This window comes from Acinetobacter sp. NIPH 298, from assembly GCF_000369505.1.
Taxonomy (GTDB): Bacteria; Pseudomonadota; Gammaproteobacteria; order Pseudomonadales; family Moraxellaceae; genus Acinetobacter.
This window is the reverse complement of record NZ_KB850055.1, coordinates 1,879,929-1,897,253: the sequence shown is the minus strand read 5'-3', so window position 1 is coordinate 1,897,253 and position 17,325 is coordinate 1,879,929. Positions and strand designations below refer to the sequence as shown.

15 protein-coding genes are annotated in these 17,325 nt (G+C 40.9%); 7 read left to right on the top strand and 8 right to left on the bottom strand.

The features are described from left to right. Positions 1-16: 16 nt before the first annotated feature. Complete coding sequence (locus tag F903_RS13760) at positions 17-1,306, top strand: class I SAM-dependent methyltransferase (protein WP_005197883.1); 1,290 nt, start codon at positions 17-19, stop codon at positions 1,304-1,306. A gap of 29 nt (positions 1,307-1,335) precedes the next feature. Here the strand turns inward: F903_RS13760 and F903_RS13755 are convergent, their stop codons facing one another. Together F903_RS13755 and F903_RS13750 are read right to left on the bottom strand one after the other, a co-directional pair. Next, positions 1,336-2,340, bottom strand: coding sequence for a hypothetical protein (locus tag F903_RS13755; RefSeq protein WP_034595081.1), 1,005 nt, complete (start codon positions 2,338-2,340; stop codon positions 1,336-1,338). A 25-nt stretch (positions 2,341-2,365) separates the two neighbouring features. After that, positions 2,366-3,376, bottom strand: coding sequence for an alpha/beta fold hydrolase (locus tag F903_RS13750; RefSeq protein WP_005197880.1), 1,011 nt, complete (start codon positions 3,374-3,376; stop codon positions 2,366-2,368). Positions 3,377-3,880: 504 nt separating this feature from the next. Here F903_RS13750 and F903_RS13745 point away from each other — a divergent pair. Together F903_RS13745 and aac(6')-I are read left to right on the top strand one after the other, a co-directional pair. Further along, positions 3,881-4,495, top strand: coding sequence for a carbonic anhydrase (locus tag F903_RS13745; protein ID WP_005197878.1), 615 nt, complete (start codon positions 3,881-3,883; stop codon positions 4,493-4,495). 89 nt (positions 4,496-4,584) lie between these two features. Beyond that, a complete protein-coding gene (aac(6')-I, locus tag F903_RS13740) occupies positions 4,585-5,022 on the top strand; it encodes an AAC(6')-Ighjkrstuvwx family aminoglycoside N-acetyltransferase (RefSeq protein ID WP_005197871.1) in 438 nt (145 codons plus the stop codon). 19 nt (positions 5,023-5,041) lie between these two features. Here the strand turns inward: aac(6')-I and F903_RS13735 are convergent, their stop codons facing one another. Further along, positions 5,042-5,671 carry an arylesterase gene (locus tag F903_RS13735; protein ID WP_005197869.1) on the bottom strand — a complete coding sequence of 210 codons (630 nt, stop codon included), beginning with the start codon at positions 5,669-5,671 and terminating at the stop codon, positions 5,042-5,044. 37 nt (positions 5,672-5,708) lie between these two features. On the opposite strand from F903_RS13735, the gene F903_RS13730 reads away from it, so the two are divergent. After that, positions 5,709-6,428 (top strand): ABC transporter ATP-binding protein, encoded by a 720-nt coding sequence (locus tag F903_RS13730; protein ID WP_005197867.1) that lies wholly within the window; start codon positions 5,709-5,711, stop codon positions 6,426-6,428. Then, positions 6,425-8,911 (top strand): ABC transporter permease, encoded by a 2,487-nt coding sequence (locus tag F903_RS13725; RefSeq protein WP_005197864.1) that lies wholly within the window; start codon positions 6,425-6,427, stop codon positions 8,909-8,911. The genes F903_RS13730 and F903_RS13725 overlap by 4 nt, the downstream gene beginning before the upstream one ends. A 145-nt stretch (positions 8,912-9,056) precedes the next feature. Here F903_RS13725 and F903_RS13720 read toward each other — a convergent pair whose 3' ends face one another. Further along, entirely contained in the window at positions 9,057-9,482 is a 426-nt protein-coding gene (locus F903_RS13720; RefSeq protein ID WP_005197862.1) for a VOC family protein, read from the bottom strand. 126 nt (positions 9,483-9,608) lie between these two features. Beyond that, positions 9,609-10,409, bottom strand: a complete 801-nt coding sequence (locus tag F903_RS13715; protein WP_005197861.1) for a rhomboid family intramembrane serine protease — start codon at positions 10,407-10,409, stop codon at positions 9,609-9,611. A 94-nt stretch (positions 10,410-10,503) separates the two neighbouring features. Here F903_RS13715 and mtgA point away from each other — a divergent pair, with 94 nt between their 5' ends. Both mtgA and ppk1 read left to right on the top strand, forming a co-directional pair. Then, a complete protein-coding gene (mtgA, locus tag F903_RS13710; RefSeq protein ID WP_005197859.1) occupies positions 10,504-11,178 on the top strand; it encodes a monofunctional biosynthetic peptidoglycan transglycosylase in 675 nt (224 codons plus the stop codon). 112 nt (positions 11,179-11,290) lie between these two features. Next, positions 11,291-13,369, top strand: coding sequence for a polyphosphate kinase 1 (gene ppk1 / locus F903_RS13705; protein ID WP_005197858.1), 2,079 nt, complete (start codon positions 11,291-11,293; stop codon positions 13,367-13,369). 51 nt (positions 13,370-13,420) lie between these two features. Here ppk1 and F903_RS13700 read toward each other — a convergent pair whose 3' ends face one another. The 3 genes from F903_RS13700 to F903_RS13690 all read right to left on the bottom strand — a co-directional run bounded on the left by F903_RS13700 (position 13,421) and on the right by F903_RS13690 (position 17,174). Continuing rightward, positions 13,421-14,464 (bottom strand): NAD(P)H-dependent flavin oxidoreductase, encoded by a 1,044-nt coding sequence (locus tag F903_RS13700; RefSeq protein ID WP_005197857.1) that lies wholly within the window; start codon positions 14,462-14,464, stop codon positions 13,421-13,423. A gap of 270 nt (positions 14,465-14,734) precedes the next feature. Beyond that, on the bottom strand, positions 14,735-15,739 hold the full coding sequence (cydB, locus tag F903_RS13695) for a cytochrome d ubiquinol oxidase subunit II (protein ID WP_005197856.1): 1,005 nt from the start codon (positions 15,737-15,739) through the stop codon (positions 14,735-14,737). Between the two features lies 1 nt (position 15,740). Continuing rightward, positions 15,741-17,174, bottom strand: coding sequence for a cytochrome ubiquinol oxidase subunit I (locus F903_RS13690; RefSeq protein ID WP_005197855.1), 1,434 nt, complete (start codon positions 17,172-17,174; stop codon positions 15,741-15,743). Between the last annotated feature and the right edge of the window lie 151 nt (positions 17,175-17,325).

Below are 17,325 nucleotides of genomic sequence, written 5' to 3'. Positions count from 1 at the left end.
TTCTTAGGTAAATTGAATGAGTTCTTCGCAAGACGGTTATATTGTAGATGTACCATATCCAACATTTGTACATAGACAAACGATGCCGCTGTGGCTGAATATGATTGTTCAAACAAAAGGTTTCTGTGCGCCTGAACTTGTAAAACCTTATCGATATTTGGAACTTGGTTGTGCGATGGGAATTCATTTACACCTCACAGCTGCTGCAAATCCTCTGGGTCATTTTGTTGGCGTCGATTTTAATCAACAGCATTTGATAGTTGCACAAGAAGGTCTAGAGACGACTAATATTGATAATATCGAATTTATTCATGCGAATTTTGAAAGCTTTTTAAATTATGACATAGAACCATTTGATTTTATTGTAACGCATGGGGTTTGGTCTTGGATCTCATCTGAAAACCAAAATATTGTTGCGCAAATTGTTGATAAATTTTTAAAAAAAAATGGTGTTTTATACTGTAGTTATATGAGCCATCCTGGCGCCACATCTTTGATATCAGTCCAAAAGTTAATGCTGGAAACGTCTAAGAATTTGCAAGGGGACTCGGGCACGAAAGCTGTACAAAGTTTAAATTTGGTCAGAAAAATTGGTGCGACGAAGAGTGGATTATTTGAAAAAATTCCAAGTCTGAATCAAGAGTTATTTGAGCTTGCCAAAGATAAGCCAAATTACATCGCACATGACTTTTTGTCAGAACATTGGCAGCCTCAGCATTCTGCCGATATGATCCAACGTTTTGGTAAGTTAGGGCTTTCTTATGTCGGTGGGGCTGGTATTATTGAAAACTTAGATAAACTAAGTCTGCCACCAGAAGCCCAGAAGATTATAAAAACTTTACCCTTAATTACTTTGCAAGAAACGGTCAAAGATATTGCCCGCTATACGCTACAGAGACAAGATATATATGTAAAGGGTAGAGTTCAACTCAATAAACAACAGTTTGAAAACTATTATACGACAGTGAAATATGGAATATTACCCGCTGCACCAGTTGGTGAAGATTTAAGCCTTGACCCCAAGGTTGGCAGGATAAAGGATGCGATAAATTTGTTTGAGCAGATACTTGTGCTCTTAGATAAGCAAATGCTTTCAACGCTCGAATTATCGAATATACTTAAACATAATTTATCCTTAAAACAACTCACTGAAATTTTGTTAGTATTGGTTTGGGCTGGTTATATTCATCCTTGTCAACATAGCCCAACAAAGCTCAAGTTCGAGAAAGCGATGAATCAATGGATGTTAGATCAACAGCTGGGTTGGTCATGCCTAACGAAATATGGTACAGCGATTCAAATATAAAATAAAACTGATAGAGAATTATTATTGAATCACTCAAGAGCCAAAATCTGTTGAATTTTATCTGAATAATAAAATTTTTCTAAATAAGCACGAGCACGTTGTCTTAGATAACCCGTTTGAATAACTTGTCCTAAGATAGGCACTAATAAGTTGCTTAATTCATTTTCAATTAAATTTTCGTCAATATTTAGATCACGTAATAATAGATCAAAAGTCCGTTCTTGGTTTCGGGCATACCATGCATAAACACCATCATGGACTTGTTGTTTTAAATAATCTGTTTGACGAATATGCTCCCAAATATCATGTCCCATGCCGACCGTTTTAGGTAAATCCTGTACTTCGACATAGTTCCGCAATACCGATAAAGGCATGACTTTAATTTTATGCCAAAGATTGGCTTGGAAGTGATAGAGCTTGTCATCATTAAAATGTTGATTTAAAACCTTCTCACTCATTTGGCTAATTTTTAAAATATTCTTCTGCAAATAGTGGCCAATGGTTTCATTGAGATTAGAGTCAGTCACCGTTTCCAAAACCGACTTGCCCATTTTCATAAAATGTCCAACACCAGGAACACGTTTAGACATCACTGAATTATCTAAATAGTCTTGAATCGAATGTTGGATCAGTTGCGTAATCAGCGCAGAAAAAGCAGGGTTGTTGACTATGGTTCTAATCAGACGTTGGCGATGACCACTTTTACTGGCAACGTATTGTGCAATCGAATCGATGGTTAAAACGGGGATGACATCTTCAATTGTGGTTTGCTCATTCAGCGGATGAATCAAAGCGAAACGGATGTGCTCAGCAATTTGCTCAACTAAAAATGAACTTGCGGGTGTTGCTAAAATTTGTTTTTCAAGCAGTTCAAAAATCTGCGGAAAGGACCAAATATGCTGGAGTTGTTGTAAACGTAACCAATGATAGAACTGTTTAAACTCATGTTGAATGGTTTCTGTTTGTGCAAATTCCTGATCGATGAAATCAAGTTGTGCATCGATGAGTTGTTCTATCATTGGATGTTTAGACATAAAATTTCAAATCACTTGTTTAAACTTATGGCGACGGGGCAGTTGCAGGTTTTGCTGCCTGAATCTTGCTCAAGAATGGCAAATATTGTTGAACCACCAATTGATCTGCTTCTAAGATTGGCATGTGACCAACTTTATCCAGAATCACAGGTGTTTGAGCATTTTTCAACAGGGATTTGAGTTCAGAAGCAACCTCTACATTGATGATTTTATCCTGTTTTCCCCACAAAATTAGGGTAGGTGCGTCAATCGCTCTAGTTAACAAAGCAAATGAATCAGGCGTGTACAATTTATTTAGGGCGATTACCTGTTCCATCATTTTCTTGGTTTGCTCGACTTGTCCAATCATCATCCGCTCTTGGGCTTGTGCAATTTCTTTTGGAATAAAAGGCGGAGCATACATGGCTTGTTGCATGAGGAAGTTAAAATCACCTTTTTTGCTCACCACCATATTTCTAATTTGATTTGGATCTTTTAAATATGGTGTTGTTGCCGTGCGATACACACCCGCGGCATTGATTAAGAACAGGCTCTTGGTCTCAAACGAATATTGACCTGCATAGAGCATGGCAACGGAGCCGCCGAGTGAGTGACCTGCGATATGTGCTGGACCTGTGAGGTTCGCTGCTTCGATAAAGCGGCGTAATTTTTCGGTGACATTCGGAACTGAATAATCAAATTCTTTTGGAACTTGGGTTTCCCCACTGGCAGGTAGATCTGGAATAATGACGTGATAATTTGCGGTTAACGCTTGTGCGACTCGATTCCAATTGTCTCGACTGCCGGCTAAACCATGAATTAAAACGATGATTGGTTTCCCTGCTTGACCGCCTTCGCTATAAGACCATGTGATATCGCCTACTTTTAATGTTTTGCTTTGTAGGCCAGCCCATGCTCGTTCTTGTTGTAATAAATTTTGAAAACTCATCTCAATTTCAGCAGCTTGTGTTGTGCTTATTGCAACTGCTGATAGGCTGCAAGCCAGTAATGCGGCAGTGAATGTCTTACGCAATGGCACCGAAAATAGGGTATTCATCTTTACTCAGTCCTTGATCTATTCTTAAATCAATTGATTATTGAGGATGTTACTCGGGGAGTCATTTGCATAATCTACAGATGTATGGAAATTCTTGCCAATGAAATCATCATTTATGCGTCATTTTTATGATCAAAGGCGTGTCCTTTGTTCGATGAGTTTCTATTTTGGTCAGTGACTTTCAAACTTGAGCAGATTAAACTAAGGGGCTGTTGATATTTCAGCCATGCATTGCGTTACTGGCTAAAACCATACAAACGAGGCATGAGGCGTAGGCAATGGCGATTCCCTTGTCAAGTTTCATAACGAAGTTTGGAGCAGTTTTAGCCGTAACCCTGTGGGACAGGTACATTTTGTGCCGCAACTGCGTTATGCCTTACTTATTTAGAAGAACTAAATTGCGTAAGTCATGCCTTGTATCGTCAAAAAATGTCCACTGTCGCAAGCATCTGTGAAATGTCATCAGCCCCTATTTCTCATGTTAATCATAGATGGATTGTACACATGCTCACTGCCAAAGAAACTCTAGAACGTTTAAAAGCTGGTAATGCTCGTTTTGTGAAAGGGGAAGCAACCCAACAGAAATTTCTCACTCACCAAGAGCGCGCCGAAATGGCAAGTGAACAAAATCCCTTTGCAATCATTCTAGGTTGTTCAGATTCGCGTGTGCCTGCTGAAATGGTGTTTGACCAGGGCTTAGGTGATTTATTCGTGATACGTGTAGCAGGCAATATCGTTGCACCGTCACAAGTCGGCAGTGTTGAGTTTGCTGCTGAACGATATGATTGTGCAGTGGTTGTTGTTTTAGGGCATAGTCATTGTGGTGCGATCCAAGCAACAATTGATACTTTAAAAAATCCAGATCAACCTCCATCATCAAATTTGATGTCAATCGTCAATCGAGTGCGTCCTTCGGTAGAAATTTTGATGCAAACTGAATTAAAAGATGATTTGAAAAAATTATCTGCTCATGCTGTTCGTTCAAATGTTTTCGCATCAGTGAATCAGTTACGTCATGGTTCAAGTGTGTTGGAAAGCTTAATTGAGAAAGGCAAGATGATCGTTGTTGGCGCTGAGTATTCGCTTGAAACGGGTGAAGTGACGTTCTTTGATTTTTAGAATAATATAAATGGCTAACTTTCAAGTTAGCCATTTTTCTATTTAGGTTATTTTTTCACGCTGTTCATCAAAGCAGTGGTGGTTATGTTATGAATATTAAACCAGCATCAGAAGCTTCATTTAAAGATTGGTTAAAACTAAGAATAAAGCTTTGGAATGATCTTGAAGAATCACATTTGCAAGAGATGCATCAGTTATTGGCTGAAAAGCATGCATTACAATTATTAGCCTATTCGGATGATCACGCGGTTGCGATGCTAGAAGCATCTATTCGCTATGAATATGTAAACGGGACAGAGACTTCTCCCGTGGCATTTCTAGAAGGCATTTATGTACTTCCAGAATATCGTCGCTTAGGTGTAGCAACTTTACTTGTTCGTCAGGTTGAGGCGTGGGCAAAACAATTTTCTTGTACTGAGTTTGCATCTGATGCGGCATTGGACAATGTCATTAGTCATGCAATGCATCGTGCATTGGGTTTTCAAGAAACGGAAAGCGTTGTTTATTTTAGTAAAAAAATAGATTAATCAAACTTAGCACAACGCTTTATAGCGCCCCTCGAATATACGGATAAGCCAAGTTAAGCATAATCGATTGTGCTTTGGCGTTTGGGTGAACCTGATCATTTTGCATTAAACTTTTATTACCTGCGACACCTTCCAAAAAGAAAGGCAGTAACTTAATGCGATATTGCTGGCTTACAACTTTATAATTATTTTCAAAAGCGGTGCTATATGCCGTTCCATAATTTGGTGGTATTTTCATACCAAACAGTAAAACAGTGGCTTTTTGTTTCTGACTGAGTTGTACCAATTGAGCTAAATTCTTTTGAATCATTTGTGGTGGTTGCCCACGTAATCCATCATTTCCACCTAGCTCAATGACTACAACTTCAGGTTTATAGGTCTGTAGTAGTTTCGGTAATCTTGCGAGCGCACCACTGGTGGTTTCTCCACTGACACTTGCATTGACCACCTTGTGCTGTTTCGGATACTGTTGGTCTAAACGTTGTTGTAATAAGTGAACCCAACCTTGTTTGGCATCAATACCATAACCTGCACTCAGGCTATCACCCAATATCAAAATCGTCTTTGCCGAAACCAGTGTTGGTACTAAACATATCAGTAGTGTGGCAAGCAGTTTAGACATAGATAAGATCACTTTAGGTGTTTGCATAACCGTTAAAAATTTGTTCTACAGGATACCTAACATCATGCCACAACCGATTATTTCTGCCCGAAAAGTTACACAAAATATTCAAATTAATCAGCAAACTCTAACCATTTTAAAAGAGATTGATTTAGATATTTATCAGGGAGAGCAAATTGCGATTACAGGTCGGTCAGGTTCAGGAAAATCAACGCTTTTGGGGATTTTAGCCACTTTGGATCGACCAAGTTTGGGAGAGTTGTGGGTCTGTGAACAAGCGGTACATGCTTTAACTGAAGAGCAACGTGCGCAGGTTCGATTAGAAAATATTGGTTTTGTTTTTCAGTCTTTTCAACTTCTGCCTCAGCTCAGTGCTTTAGAAAATGTCATGCTGCCATTGCGTTTACAACCTGATTTTAATTTTAAACAAGCAGAACAAAAAGCATTGGCTTGGTTAGAGCGCGTGGGACTGATTCGTCAAGCACAACAAACGCCTAAAGTCTTGTCGGGTGGTGAACAACAACGCGTGGCGATTGCCCGTGCATTGATTGCCGAACCTAAAATTATTTTCGCAGATGAACCGACAGGAAATTTGGATGGACAAACGGCAGAAGAGATTGAGCAACTTTTATTTGATTTAAATAAAGAGCTAGGCACGACTTTAGTGCTGGTGACGCATGACCAAAATTTAGCTGCATTATGTCAACGTCATGTCAGGCTTGTGGATGGGCAAATTCAAGAAATCATCAAAGCTGAAGACGAGAACGCTGAGGAAAGGGTATGAATTCGATTCTAAAACCCTTACTGCTACAAAGTTTTCGTACAGGTGGATTGTATCTATTAATTATTGCGCTCTCTCTCGCGATTAGCGCAACCACTGCTTTAAAATTTAGCAATACTCAAGTCCAAAATGCCGTGACCTTGCAAGCAGCGGAAATGCTCGGTGCAGATCTAGTTCTATCAGATCAAGAACCGATTCAGTCTAACTGGCTGCAACACGCCGAAAAACTGAACTTGCAACAAGCCTTTGTGACCATATTTGGATCAATGGCACATACCCAAGATCAGTTTGTGATGGTCAATGTCAAAGCCGTAGATGACAGCTTTCCCTTGCGTGGGAAACTAGAGATTTCACCTCAAGCTAAATCCATTCAACCTGGGCAAGTCTGGTTAAGTCCAAGAGCAATGGATTTATTGCATGCCAAGCTAGGTGATCAGGTTGCCATTGCGGATGGTGAATTTACGGTGACTGGCGTGATTGAGCATGATTCAAATCAAGAACTCGGTTTTTCAGGTTTTTCACCCACGGTGATTATTCATCGTGCAGATATTGCAAAAACCAATGCCGTTCAAATCGGCAGTCGTATTGAATATCGGTTGTTAATGGCAGGTTTGCCAGAACAAGTGAATGCCTTTCAACAGATATTTAAACAGGACACTGGTCATGAGCAGTCTTTAGATCAGGCCGTTGATCAGCAGATTGAAAATACTGAACAAACAACCTTAAAACTACGCGATGCCAGTCAATCCAATACTCGGTTAATGAAACCAATTGAAAATCTAGATACTTTCCTACAGCTCGCCAATTTATTGACGATTCTACTTTGTGGTATTGCGATTGCTTTGACCAGTCAACGTTATGTACAACAAAACCAAGATCATATCGCCTTGATGCGTTGTTTGGGCGCAAGCAAATGGCAAATCTTAGCAGCCTATTTGGTACTGCTTGGTATTGTCAGTCTTTTGTCAATTGTGATTGGAAGCTTGATGGGCATCGCTTTGGGCTATGGGTTATTGCAATTGATGTTGCAGTTGATTCCTCAGCTACAACTGAGCTTTGCAATGAGTGATTTACTCATGGCATTGCCGATTGCGATTTTTACTAGTGTGATGGTTTTGATTGGTTTTATCTTGCCGAGTATTTGGGAGTTACTAAATACACCACCCATTCGAGTCATACGCCAACAAGTGCGCTCGCGAAAATCTCATATTGCGATGTTTGCTGTTGGGGTTGCCAGTCTAGTCGTTTTTAGTTTGGTATTGAGTGACAACATCCAGTTAAGTTTGTTGGTGTTGAGCGCGATTTTAGTACTTTGTGCTGTGCTCTATGCCGTGATTTGGCTGTTACTAAAAGCGATTAAACAACTGAAACACCCATTATCAGCTTATGTCCGCATTCCCCATCAAACGGCATTACAGATTACGGCTTTGGCTTTAGGTTTGAGTTTGATTACGGTACTGAGTGTTTTGCGAACTGATTTACTCGAACGTTGGCAGCAACAGCTACCAGAGGGAACACCTAACCAGTTTGTCTATGGGTTGCCTCCTTTTGATATGCCAGAGCTCAAGCAACAACTGGAACAAAATCAGTGGCAATCAACGCCGCTCTATCCGAATATTCGAGGTCGCTTGATTGCGAAGAATGGTGAAGTATTTGCACCTGAATTGATTCAGCAAAATAACTCGTTACGCCGTGAACTTAATTTGACTCAATCAGTAGATTTTCCGACTGACAATGTCATTACAAAAGGGGCGACAGAATTTAGCCAAGTTGCTCAAGTTTCGGTAGAAGAAAAGTTAGCCAATGAGCTTGGTATTCATATCGGTGATCAACTCAGTTTTAGTCTGCCAGAGGGAACTCTACAAGCGACGGTGATTAACTTGCGCACAGTCGAATGGGAAAGTTTTAGTCCAAATTTCTTCTTTATTTTTTCTCCTGAAACGATGGATGAAAATGCAGGCAGTTACTTGGGAAGCTTTTATGTGCCACCCGCAGATCAGGCAAAAATGGTGCAACTGATTCAACAATTTTCCAATACGGTATTTATTGATGTCGGGCGGATTCTGGATGAAGTGAAGCGTTTAATGAATGTGTTGGTTCAGATCGTAACTGTACTGGCGATGCTGGTTGGGTTATCAGGCATCTTGGTACTGATCGCATGTTTGAATGTGTTGATGGATGAACGCCGTAAAGAAGTGGCTTTATTGCGTTCCTTTGGTATCGCCAAAAATAAATTAAAACGGATGCTGAGTTTGGAAATCGGTTTTATTGGGTTATTGGCAGGGATCGTCGCATGTCTTTTTGCTGAGGTGATTAGTGCGATTGCCAGTCACAAGATGCAAATGGCAGTGCAATGGCATCCTGAAATCTGGTTGATTTTACCTTTAAGTATGATGCTGATTTGTACCTTAATTGGTCGTTATCGCCTCAGCTATTTATGTGATATTCCACCATTACAGAGCTTGAGGGAAATGAATCAGTCGTAGAAAGTGGACTAATTTTGACGCAGGAACTCATGCTATTTCAGAGCTAAATCCTGCGTCAAAAAATGATGAGTAAATGTATAGTCTTTTAGATAGAGTCTGTAATTTTAATCTAATAGAAATTAAAAAAAGAGATTAGGGGGCAGAACTAGTCGGTTGGCGGCATTATATGCGGGTTCCAAACAATTTCCCAAAGATGCCCATTGGGATCGAGAAAGTATCCAGCATACCCCCCATAAAAAGTATGTTGGGCTTCTTTGACGATGGTAGCGCCTGCTTTTTTTGCAGTTTGCATCAGCTCATCCACTTCATTTTTATCAGTGACATTATGTCCAATTGATATGGCAGTTGAACTAATCGGGTGTTTTGTTAACCCAGCATCCATAGCAAGATCATCTTGAGCAAAGATTGCAAGCTTAAGCCCATTTTGAAGATCAAAGAATGCAACAGCACCATGTTCAAACTCTAGGCCAACAATACCTTCAGTCTGAAGTCCAAGCCCATCACGGTAAAAAATAAGAGATTGTTCTAGGTTAGTCACGCCAAGCGTTAAAATGGAAATGTGAGGTCTCATATCTGTCTCCCTTTTGATTTGATAGATGTACTTATCCGATGTAAGTACATTCTTCGTCATGGGCCGTCAGTCAAATGTTGCTGACATATTATAATGTGACAGCTCGATGTGATGAGCGTAGCGCGTTTACAGTTTGTTTTGCATCAAAATCTCATACCACAATGGATGAAGTTCAGTGCTTAATTGAGTACAGTAAAAATAGAATCCCGCGAGTAATAACGTTGCAATGATGATGGCTGCGATTTGGATAAAATTGGTTTTCACCGTTTTTTGGCTAAAATACCAAGCGCCCGCGAGCAATGCACCCATGATCATGCCGCCAATGTGTGCAGCATTATTGATGCCTGAAACAGTAAAACCAAATACAAGGTTGATACCCATAATCAAGAGTAAGGATTTTTTATCTAACAAAAACCGTTGTCGTGGCAAAGTTGGAAATAGCGAGATAACCGTCAGTGCAGCACCTAAGCCCATGACTGCGCCCGAAGCGCCTGCACTGATTTTCGGTAATAGTTTTACATCAAAGTGTTGTAATAATTGGTATGCATCTAAAATACTCAGATAGCTGGAAAGCACACTGCCCATTAACCCTGCTAGAAAATACAGAGCAATATAATAAGTCCGACCAAACAGTTGTTCGGCAATACTACCAAAAATGTATAATGCCCACATATTCAGCATCAAATGGATCATACCAAAATGAAAAAACATGCTGCTGAGTAGTCGTTCGGGCTGACCCAAGAACGTCAGAGGTGTGAAATCTGCACCCCAAGCAATTGCATCAACCGGCGAAGGATCGGTAATATTCACACCAGTGAGAATTTGCCAACTAAATAATCCGACATTGACGGCGATCAATAACGCTGTAAACCACCATGTTTGCATCTGTAATTTTTGATTGATTTGTGGTGGAGTTGTTTCAGTCATATGCTTGGCGAGTCATTGAAATAAAAAATAGCTTAGCATGAATCAAAGTCTGTTGACATTACGCAGACTGATGCAGAAGGAGTAATGCACTTTAATGAAAGCCTTTTTAGCCCGTGTTGTGATGCTGATCGTCGGCGTGATTTTGCTCATTCAGCTTTGGATTTTTAGCAGTTTGGTATGGTGGCGAACCCAACCTGTAAATACAACCATGTTCATGCGGTTAGACTATTGGTCTGATATGAAACCGATTCAGCACGATTGGCGCGATTATGATCAGATAAGCGATAACTTCAAACATGCTGTTTTGGCTGGGGAAGATGCCAAATTTATTCATCATCATGGTTTTGACTGGGCGGGTATTCAACATGCCTTAGAACGAAATAATAAAAAGGGTGAGGTGGTGGCTGGTGGTTCGACCATCTCACAGCAATTGGCCAAAAACTTATTTTTGTATAACCAGCGCTCATTTATTCGTAAGGGACAAGAAGCCGTCGCAACATGGATGATGGAGCGGATGTGGTCCAAACGTCGCATTTTAGAAGTGTATATGAACTCGGTTGAATTCGGGCAGAACATTTATGGCGTAGAAGCCGCAGCTCAATATTATTATGGTAAAAGTTCAAAAAACTTAACGCGTGAACAAGCGGCTTTTCTTGCTGCGTTATTACCCAATCCCAAGTATTACCAAGACAATCGCAATGATCGAAAGCTGCAATATCGTAAACGTGTGATTTTGAAATATATGAACGGCACACAAAAGCCGCAGTAAATTTATCTAAATGCGAAAAAGCTCAATATTTTTGGGCTTTTTTACCAAATTGACATATTTTTGCAGCATACTTAAATTATCACTTGATGAATGATAATGCACAAGGTTCGGTATGAATACTGCAGTGACGACAACAGCGCCAATAGAATATAGTTACAACGATCGTTATATTAATCGAGAACTCTCTATTCTTGATTTCCATTTACGTGTGCTTGAACAGGCCGTTGATCCACTTCATCCATTGTTGGAACGGATGAATTTCCTACTCATTTTTTCACGTAATCTGGATGAGTTCTTCGAAATTCGTGTGGCTGGGGTCATGGAACAATTGACCTTGGGCAATGAAAGTCGTACGCCCGATGGTCTAACACCAAAGCAAGTAATGGAGCAAATCTCCATCACGGCACATGCTGCGATTGAACATCAATATCGTATTCTCAATGAAGAAATTTTACCGAAGTTACGTGAAGAAGATATTTGCTTCTTACGTCGTGGGGAATTAACACCTGCACAATCTGCTTGGATTAAAAAATATTTCCAAGAACAAGTTGCACCTGTTTTAACACCGATTAGTCTTGATCCAGCACATCCATTTCCACGGTTGGTGAACAAAAGTCTCAACTTTGTGGTGACATTAGAAGGTAAAGATGCCTTTGGTCGTCAAATTGATTTGGCTGTTGTTCCAGCACCGCGCTCTTTACCGCGTGTCGTGCGTTTACCTGATGAACTCACCGACGGGAAAGAGCATCATGTGATGCTTTCTGCCATTATCCATGAGCATGTATCCGACTTGTTCCCTGGCATGACAGCAACAGGATGTTATCAATTTCGAGTCACGCGTAACGCCGACTTGGCTTTGAATGAAGATGTTGAAGATTTGGCCAAAGCCTTGAAAGGTGAGTTGAGTTCGCGTCGTTTTGGACGTGCAGTACGTTTGGAAGTTACTCAGAATTGTCCAAAGCATATCTATGATTATTTATTGGCTGAGTTTGAGTTGGGAGAAGAGCAACTGTATAAAGTTGATGGCCCTGTCAATTTAGCGCGTCTACTGTCAAACTTTAAACGCCCACATTTGCGCTATGACTCGCATACGCCGATTTTGCCAAGAGTATTTAAGAAGTCAGAAAGCATCTTTGCAGCGATGCAAAAACAAGAGATTTTATTACACCATCCGTTTGAGTCATTTGCGCCTGTGATTCAGTTATTACGTGAAGCGGCTCGTGATCCACAGGTGTTAGCGATTAAGCAAACCTTGTATCGCAGTGGCGCAGACTCGGAAATTGTACAGGTGCTTGCAGAAGCTGCACGTAATGGCAAAGAAGTGACTGCGGTTATTGAATTACGTGCGCGCTTTGATGAAGAATCCAATATCGAAGTTGCCAATGTGTTGCAAGAAGCGGGCGCAGTGGTGGTCTATGGTATCGTGGGTTATAAAACCCATGCCAAGATGATCTTGGTGGTACGCCGAGAAAATAACAAATTGGTTCGTTATGTGCATTTGGGCACAGGTAACTACCATGCAGGTAATGCTCGAATTTATACCGATTATGGGCTCATGACCACCGATAAAGAACTCTGTGAAGATGTACATCGCGTGTTCCAAGAGTTGACCGGTATGGGCAAGATGGCAAAACTGAAAAAGTTATTGCACGCGCCATTTACCTTACATGCACATTTGATTAATTTTATCGATGATGAAATTGCCAATGTGAAAGCGGGTAAACCTGCACAAATTATTATTAAAGTGAATGCCTTAACTGAAGTTCATCTCATTAATAAATTGTATGAAGCCTCGCAGGCTGGCGTACAAATTGATTTACTTATCCGTTCGATTTGCTGTTTGCGTCCAGGTTTGCCAAATTTATCTGAAAATATTCGTGTGCGCTCGATCGTAGGACGCTTTTTGGAACATACCCGTGTCTATTATTTTAGCAATAATGGTAATCCACGTATTTATTGTTCGAGTGCCGACTGGATGGATCGTAACTTATTTAATCGTGTAGAAGCTTGTTTCCCAATAGAGGAACCTGCTTTGAAAAAGCGGATTTATCAGCAAGGCTTATTGAACTATCTCAAAGACAATCAACAAGCGTGGTTATTGCAAGCGGATGGGACGTGGCAACGTGCCGCACCAGCAGAGGGTGAAGCACCTTATAACGCGCAAAGAACGTTATTAGAACTGTTTAAGTAGACAGCAATAAAAAAATCGACCTGTATAGGTCGATTTTGTTTTTTATGACTTTTAACGTGTTGTGATTTCTACGATCAGTTGATTGACTAAATCGGCGGCTTCTAACTCCCGAATTTGAGCCACATTACTTCCTGCCCAAAATGCACCATAGCTAAAATCATCGTGTTGACTCGCGATCCCCATCAGTTGTTTGGCTAAATCATAGCTATATGGATATGCAGGTACAGTGGGACGATGCGGGCTATCAATTTGGGTATGCCATGTTCCGAGTAAACCACGCGCAGGACGTCCCGATAAACTGGCACTGATTTGGGTAATTTTTTGACTAAATAATGCTTTGCGATAAGCGGCGTTGGCACTGGAACTTTTACATTGCACAAAGGCTGTTCCCAATTGGACTGCCGCCGCACCCAGTTTAAACATGGTTTTTGCGTGATCACCATTCATGATGCCACCTGCTGCGATCACAGGGCAGGTACAATGTTGGGTGAGTAGTTGAACAAGATCACTAGTTTTGATTGCAGCATCAACATCTTGATTGAAAATACCGCGATGCCCACCTGCTTCGATGCCTTGTGCAATAATGATATCAATGCCAGCGGCTTCGATTTCCTGTGCTTCAATCAAGTTAGTGGCTGAAACCATCGTGACAATCCCAGCTTTTTTGAGTGCTTGGATTTGATGCAGATGTGGAATTCCGAAATGAAAACTGACGGCTTTGGGCCTGGTTTCTAAAACGACATTGAGGAAATCATCATTTTCTAAAAAACTTGGATAGATGCAATTCAATTGGGTGGGAGGCGTTGCATCAAATTTAGCAAATTCAGGCTGTAAATATTCAATCCATTGCTCCGCAATTTCAGCATCGAGTGGCTCTGGCTGATGGCAAAAAAAGTTGACTTGAAATGGGCGATCCGTCAGTTCTTGCGTTTTTAAAATTTGCGCTTTGGCTGATTCAGGTGTATTCGCGCCAAGACCTAGAGCGCCGAAAGCGCCTTGATTTGAAACTTCTGCCGCGAGTGTTGGTGTAGAAACACCCGCCATAGGTGCAAGAAAAATGGGATGTTTTATATCTAATAATTCTAAAACTGACATGTCATTTACCTCATTTCTTTGTACTCAACATAGCTTAGAATTTAAAAAAATAGCAAATAATAATGGTTATTTAGTTAAAGAATAGAAAGCTTATTGGAGAAGTACGCAGGTGTTTGACCAATGATCGGTCAAACACCCAGAAAAGAGATTATTGGTAAGCAAGCATCAATAAGCCTTTAAAGAGTCCAGCGATGATCGCTAAGCCTAAAAAGCCAACCAGCCACAAGCCAATGAACCATTTGATTTGTGATTTTTTCATTTGACTTCACCTCAATGATAGCCGTCGTCACCAATACGAACTTTGTCTCTAAAAATCCAGTAACCCCAAAAGGTGTAGACCAAGATAATTGGAATCATAATAGCCGCACCGACCAAGGAAAATAGCTGACTATTTCTTGGCGCAGCCGCTTCCCATATCGTGACTGACGGCGGGATGATGTAAGGCCAAAGACTGATGACAAAGCCTGAATACGCAAGAAACATCAGCATGAGGGTATAAACAAAAGGTTTGTATTCACTTCGTTTTACACAGGCACGCCATGTTAAAAATGTAAATGCGATCACTAAAATTGGCACAGGGCTAAAATATAGTAGTTGCGGTAAAGCAAACCATTTTTCAGCGATTGCTGGCTGACTATAAGGCGTGTACAAGCTGACGGCAACGAAAATAGCCAATAGGGTGAAGATCAGTTTTGGCATCAGGTTGTACATTTTGTTTTGCAACTCCTGATCTGTTTTCAGGATGAGCCAGCCACAACCTAAAGCCGCATACATCACGACCACACCGAAACCAGTAAATAGTGCAAAAGGAGTCAGCCAATCCAAACCACCACCGACATAAATGCCATTTTCAGTTTTTAAGCCCTGAATGTAAGCACCTAAAATGACACCTTGGAAGAAGCTTGCCAATGTTGAACCCCAGATAAAGGCCATATCCCAAAGTGCTTTGGAACGATTGGCTTTAAAACGGAATTCAAATGCAACGCCGCGAAAGATCAAGGCAATCACCATTAAGGTAATAGGCATATACAGTGCGGATAAAACTGTGGCGTACACGATTGGAAACGCTGCGAACAATCCAGCACCACCTAATACCATCCATGTTTCGTTGCCATCCCAAACAGGTGCAACGGTATTCATCATTACATCTCGTTCTTGTTTTCCTTTTATAAAAGGGAACAAAATGCCGATACCGAGGTCAAAACCATCGAGCACCACATAGATCAATACACCAAAGGCAATGATCATTGCCCAAATGAGAGAAATATCCAACATGTTATTCTCCTTTGCCTTGATCTTTGTTTTCAAGACTGTCATCAACAGCGCTTAAAGGGCGCATTGGAGTTTTAAAATGTCCAACGCCTCCAGTCTCTGGTATTGGTGTATCGATAAACTGAGGACCTTTGTGCATCAGCTTGAGGATGTAGTAAATACCTGTACCAAAGACGATGGTATAGACCACTACAAAGATAATCAGTGTGAGTCCAACTTGTTCAGCAGAAACACTGGATAAGGCATCTTTAGTCCGTAAAACACCATAAACCACCCATGGTTGACGACCTAATTCAGTGGTAAACCAGCCTGCTAATAAAGCAATATAACCCGTTGGTCCCATGATCAGAGCAAATTTATGAAACCATTTTTTCTCATAAATTTGATCTTTTCTACGTAGGATTAACCCGACAAGCGCCAATAAAACCATCAGTGTGCCGAGACCCACCATGATACGGAAACTCCAAAACACCAAGGTTGAGTTTGGTCGATCTTCAGGTGCAAACTCTTTTAAACCTTTGACTTCGCCATCGAGACTATGTGTAAGAATCAAGCTGCCCAAATAGGGGATACCCACTGCATATTTGGTGGTCTCTGCTTGCATATCAGGGATACCAAAAAGGTAAAGCGGCATAGGTTCATTGACATTGGTTTCCCAGTGTCCTTCCATCGCAGCGAGTTTTGCAGGTTGATATTTCAAAGTATTTAAACCGTGATGGTCACCAATCACCACTTGTGCTGGTGCAGCAAATAAAATCATCCACATCGCCATTGAAAACGATTTTTTGACCAATGCATCACGGCGACCACGAAGTAAGTGCCAAGCAGCCGTAGCAGCCACAACCAATGCAGAAACAAGAAATGCAGCCACTGCCATGTGTGCAAAACGGTATGGGAATGATGGATTAAAGACAATCGCAAACCAATCTGTAGGAACGATGATGCCATTTTCAATCGCGAAACCTTGCGGTGTCTGCATCCAGCTATTAGAGGATAATATCCAGAACATTGAGATACATGTACCGATAGCTACCATTAGCGTTGCAAAGAAATGCGCTTTTTCACTGACTCGTCCCCAGCCAAATAACATGATGCCGAGGAATCCAGCTTCGAGGAAAAAAGCCGAAAGCACTTCATAGGTCAGTAATGGCCCTGTGATACTTCCTGAAATACGGGAGAACTCACTCCAGTTGGTGCCGAACTGATAGCTCATCACCACACCTGAAACTACGCCCATACCAAAAGTGACGGCGAAGATTTTAAGCCAGTACTTATATAAATCTTTGTAAATTGGATCGTGGCTTTTTAGCCATTTCCATTCTAAAACCGCCAGGAAACAAGCCAGTCCAATAGAGGTAGCAGGAAAAATAATATGAAATGAAACAGTAAAAGCGAACTGGATACGTGCCAGTTCTAATGCAGTTAAACCTAAGTCCATAGCGAATTCTCCAGTACAGAGGGAGTCTGTTGAATATCATCTAAACACTGTATTTTTTTAGCGATGTATATCGCTGGCTCTTGCTGATCGATAGCAAAAGAAACTCGATAAAGCATATATAACTCACTTTCTCAATAAATAATTTTAGACA

Bases quoted from the DNA above. Each gene is read 5' to 3' on its own strand.
- F903_RS13760 (WP_005197883.1), top strand. From the start codon at position 17: ATGAGTTCTTCGCAAGACGGTTATATTGTAGATGTACCATATCCAACA.
- F903_RS13755 (WP_034595081.1), bottom strand. From the start codon at position 2,340: ATGTCTAAACATCCAATGATAGAACAACTCATCGATGCACAACTTGAT.
- F903_RS13750 (WP_005197880.1), bottom strand. From the start codon at position 3,376: ATGAATACCCTATTTTCGGTGCCATTGCGTAAGACATTCACTGCCGCA.
- F903_RS13745 (WP_005197878.1), top strand. From the start codon at position 3,881: ATGCTCACTGCCAAAGAAACTCTAGAACGTTTAAAAGCTGGTAATGCT.
- F903_RS13735 (WP_005197869.1), bottom strand. From the start codon at position 5,671: ATGCAAACACCTAAAGTGATCTTATCTATGTCTAAACTGCTTGCCACA.
- F903_RS13730 (WP_005197867.1), top strand. From the start codon at position 5,709: ATGCCACAACCGATTATTTCTGCCCGAAAAGTTACACAAAATATTCAA.
- F903_RS13725 (WP_005197864.1), top strand. From the start codon at position 6,425: ATGAATTCGATTCTAAAACCCTTACTGCTACAAAGTTTTCGTACAGGT.
- F903_RS13720 (WP_005197862.1), bottom strand. From the start codon at position 9,482: ATGAGACCTCACATTTCCATTTTAACGCTTGGCGTGACTAACCTAGAA.
- F903_RS13715 (WP_005197861.1), bottom strand. From the start codon at position 10,409: ATGACTGAAACAACTCCACCACAAATCAATCAAAAATTACAGATGCAA.
- mtgA (WP_005197859.1), top strand. From the start codon at position 10,504: ATGAAAGCCTTTTTAGCCCGTGTTGTGATGCTGATCGTCGGCGTGATT.
- ppk1 (WP_005197858.1), top strand. From the start codon at position 11,291: ATGAATACTGCAGTGACGACAACAGCGCCAATAGAATATAGTTACAAC.
- F903_RS13700 (WP_005197857.1), bottom strand. From the start codon at position 14,464: ATGTCAGTTTTAGAATTATTAGATATAAAACATCCCATTTTTCTTGCA.
- cydB (WP_005197856.1), bottom strand. From the start codon at position 15,739: ATGTTGGATATTTCTCTCATTTGGGCAATGATCATTGCCTTTGGTGTA.
- F903_RS13690 (WP_005197855.1), bottom strand. From the start codon at position 17,174: ATGGACTTAGGTTTAACTGCATTAGAACTGGCACGTATCCAGTTCGCT.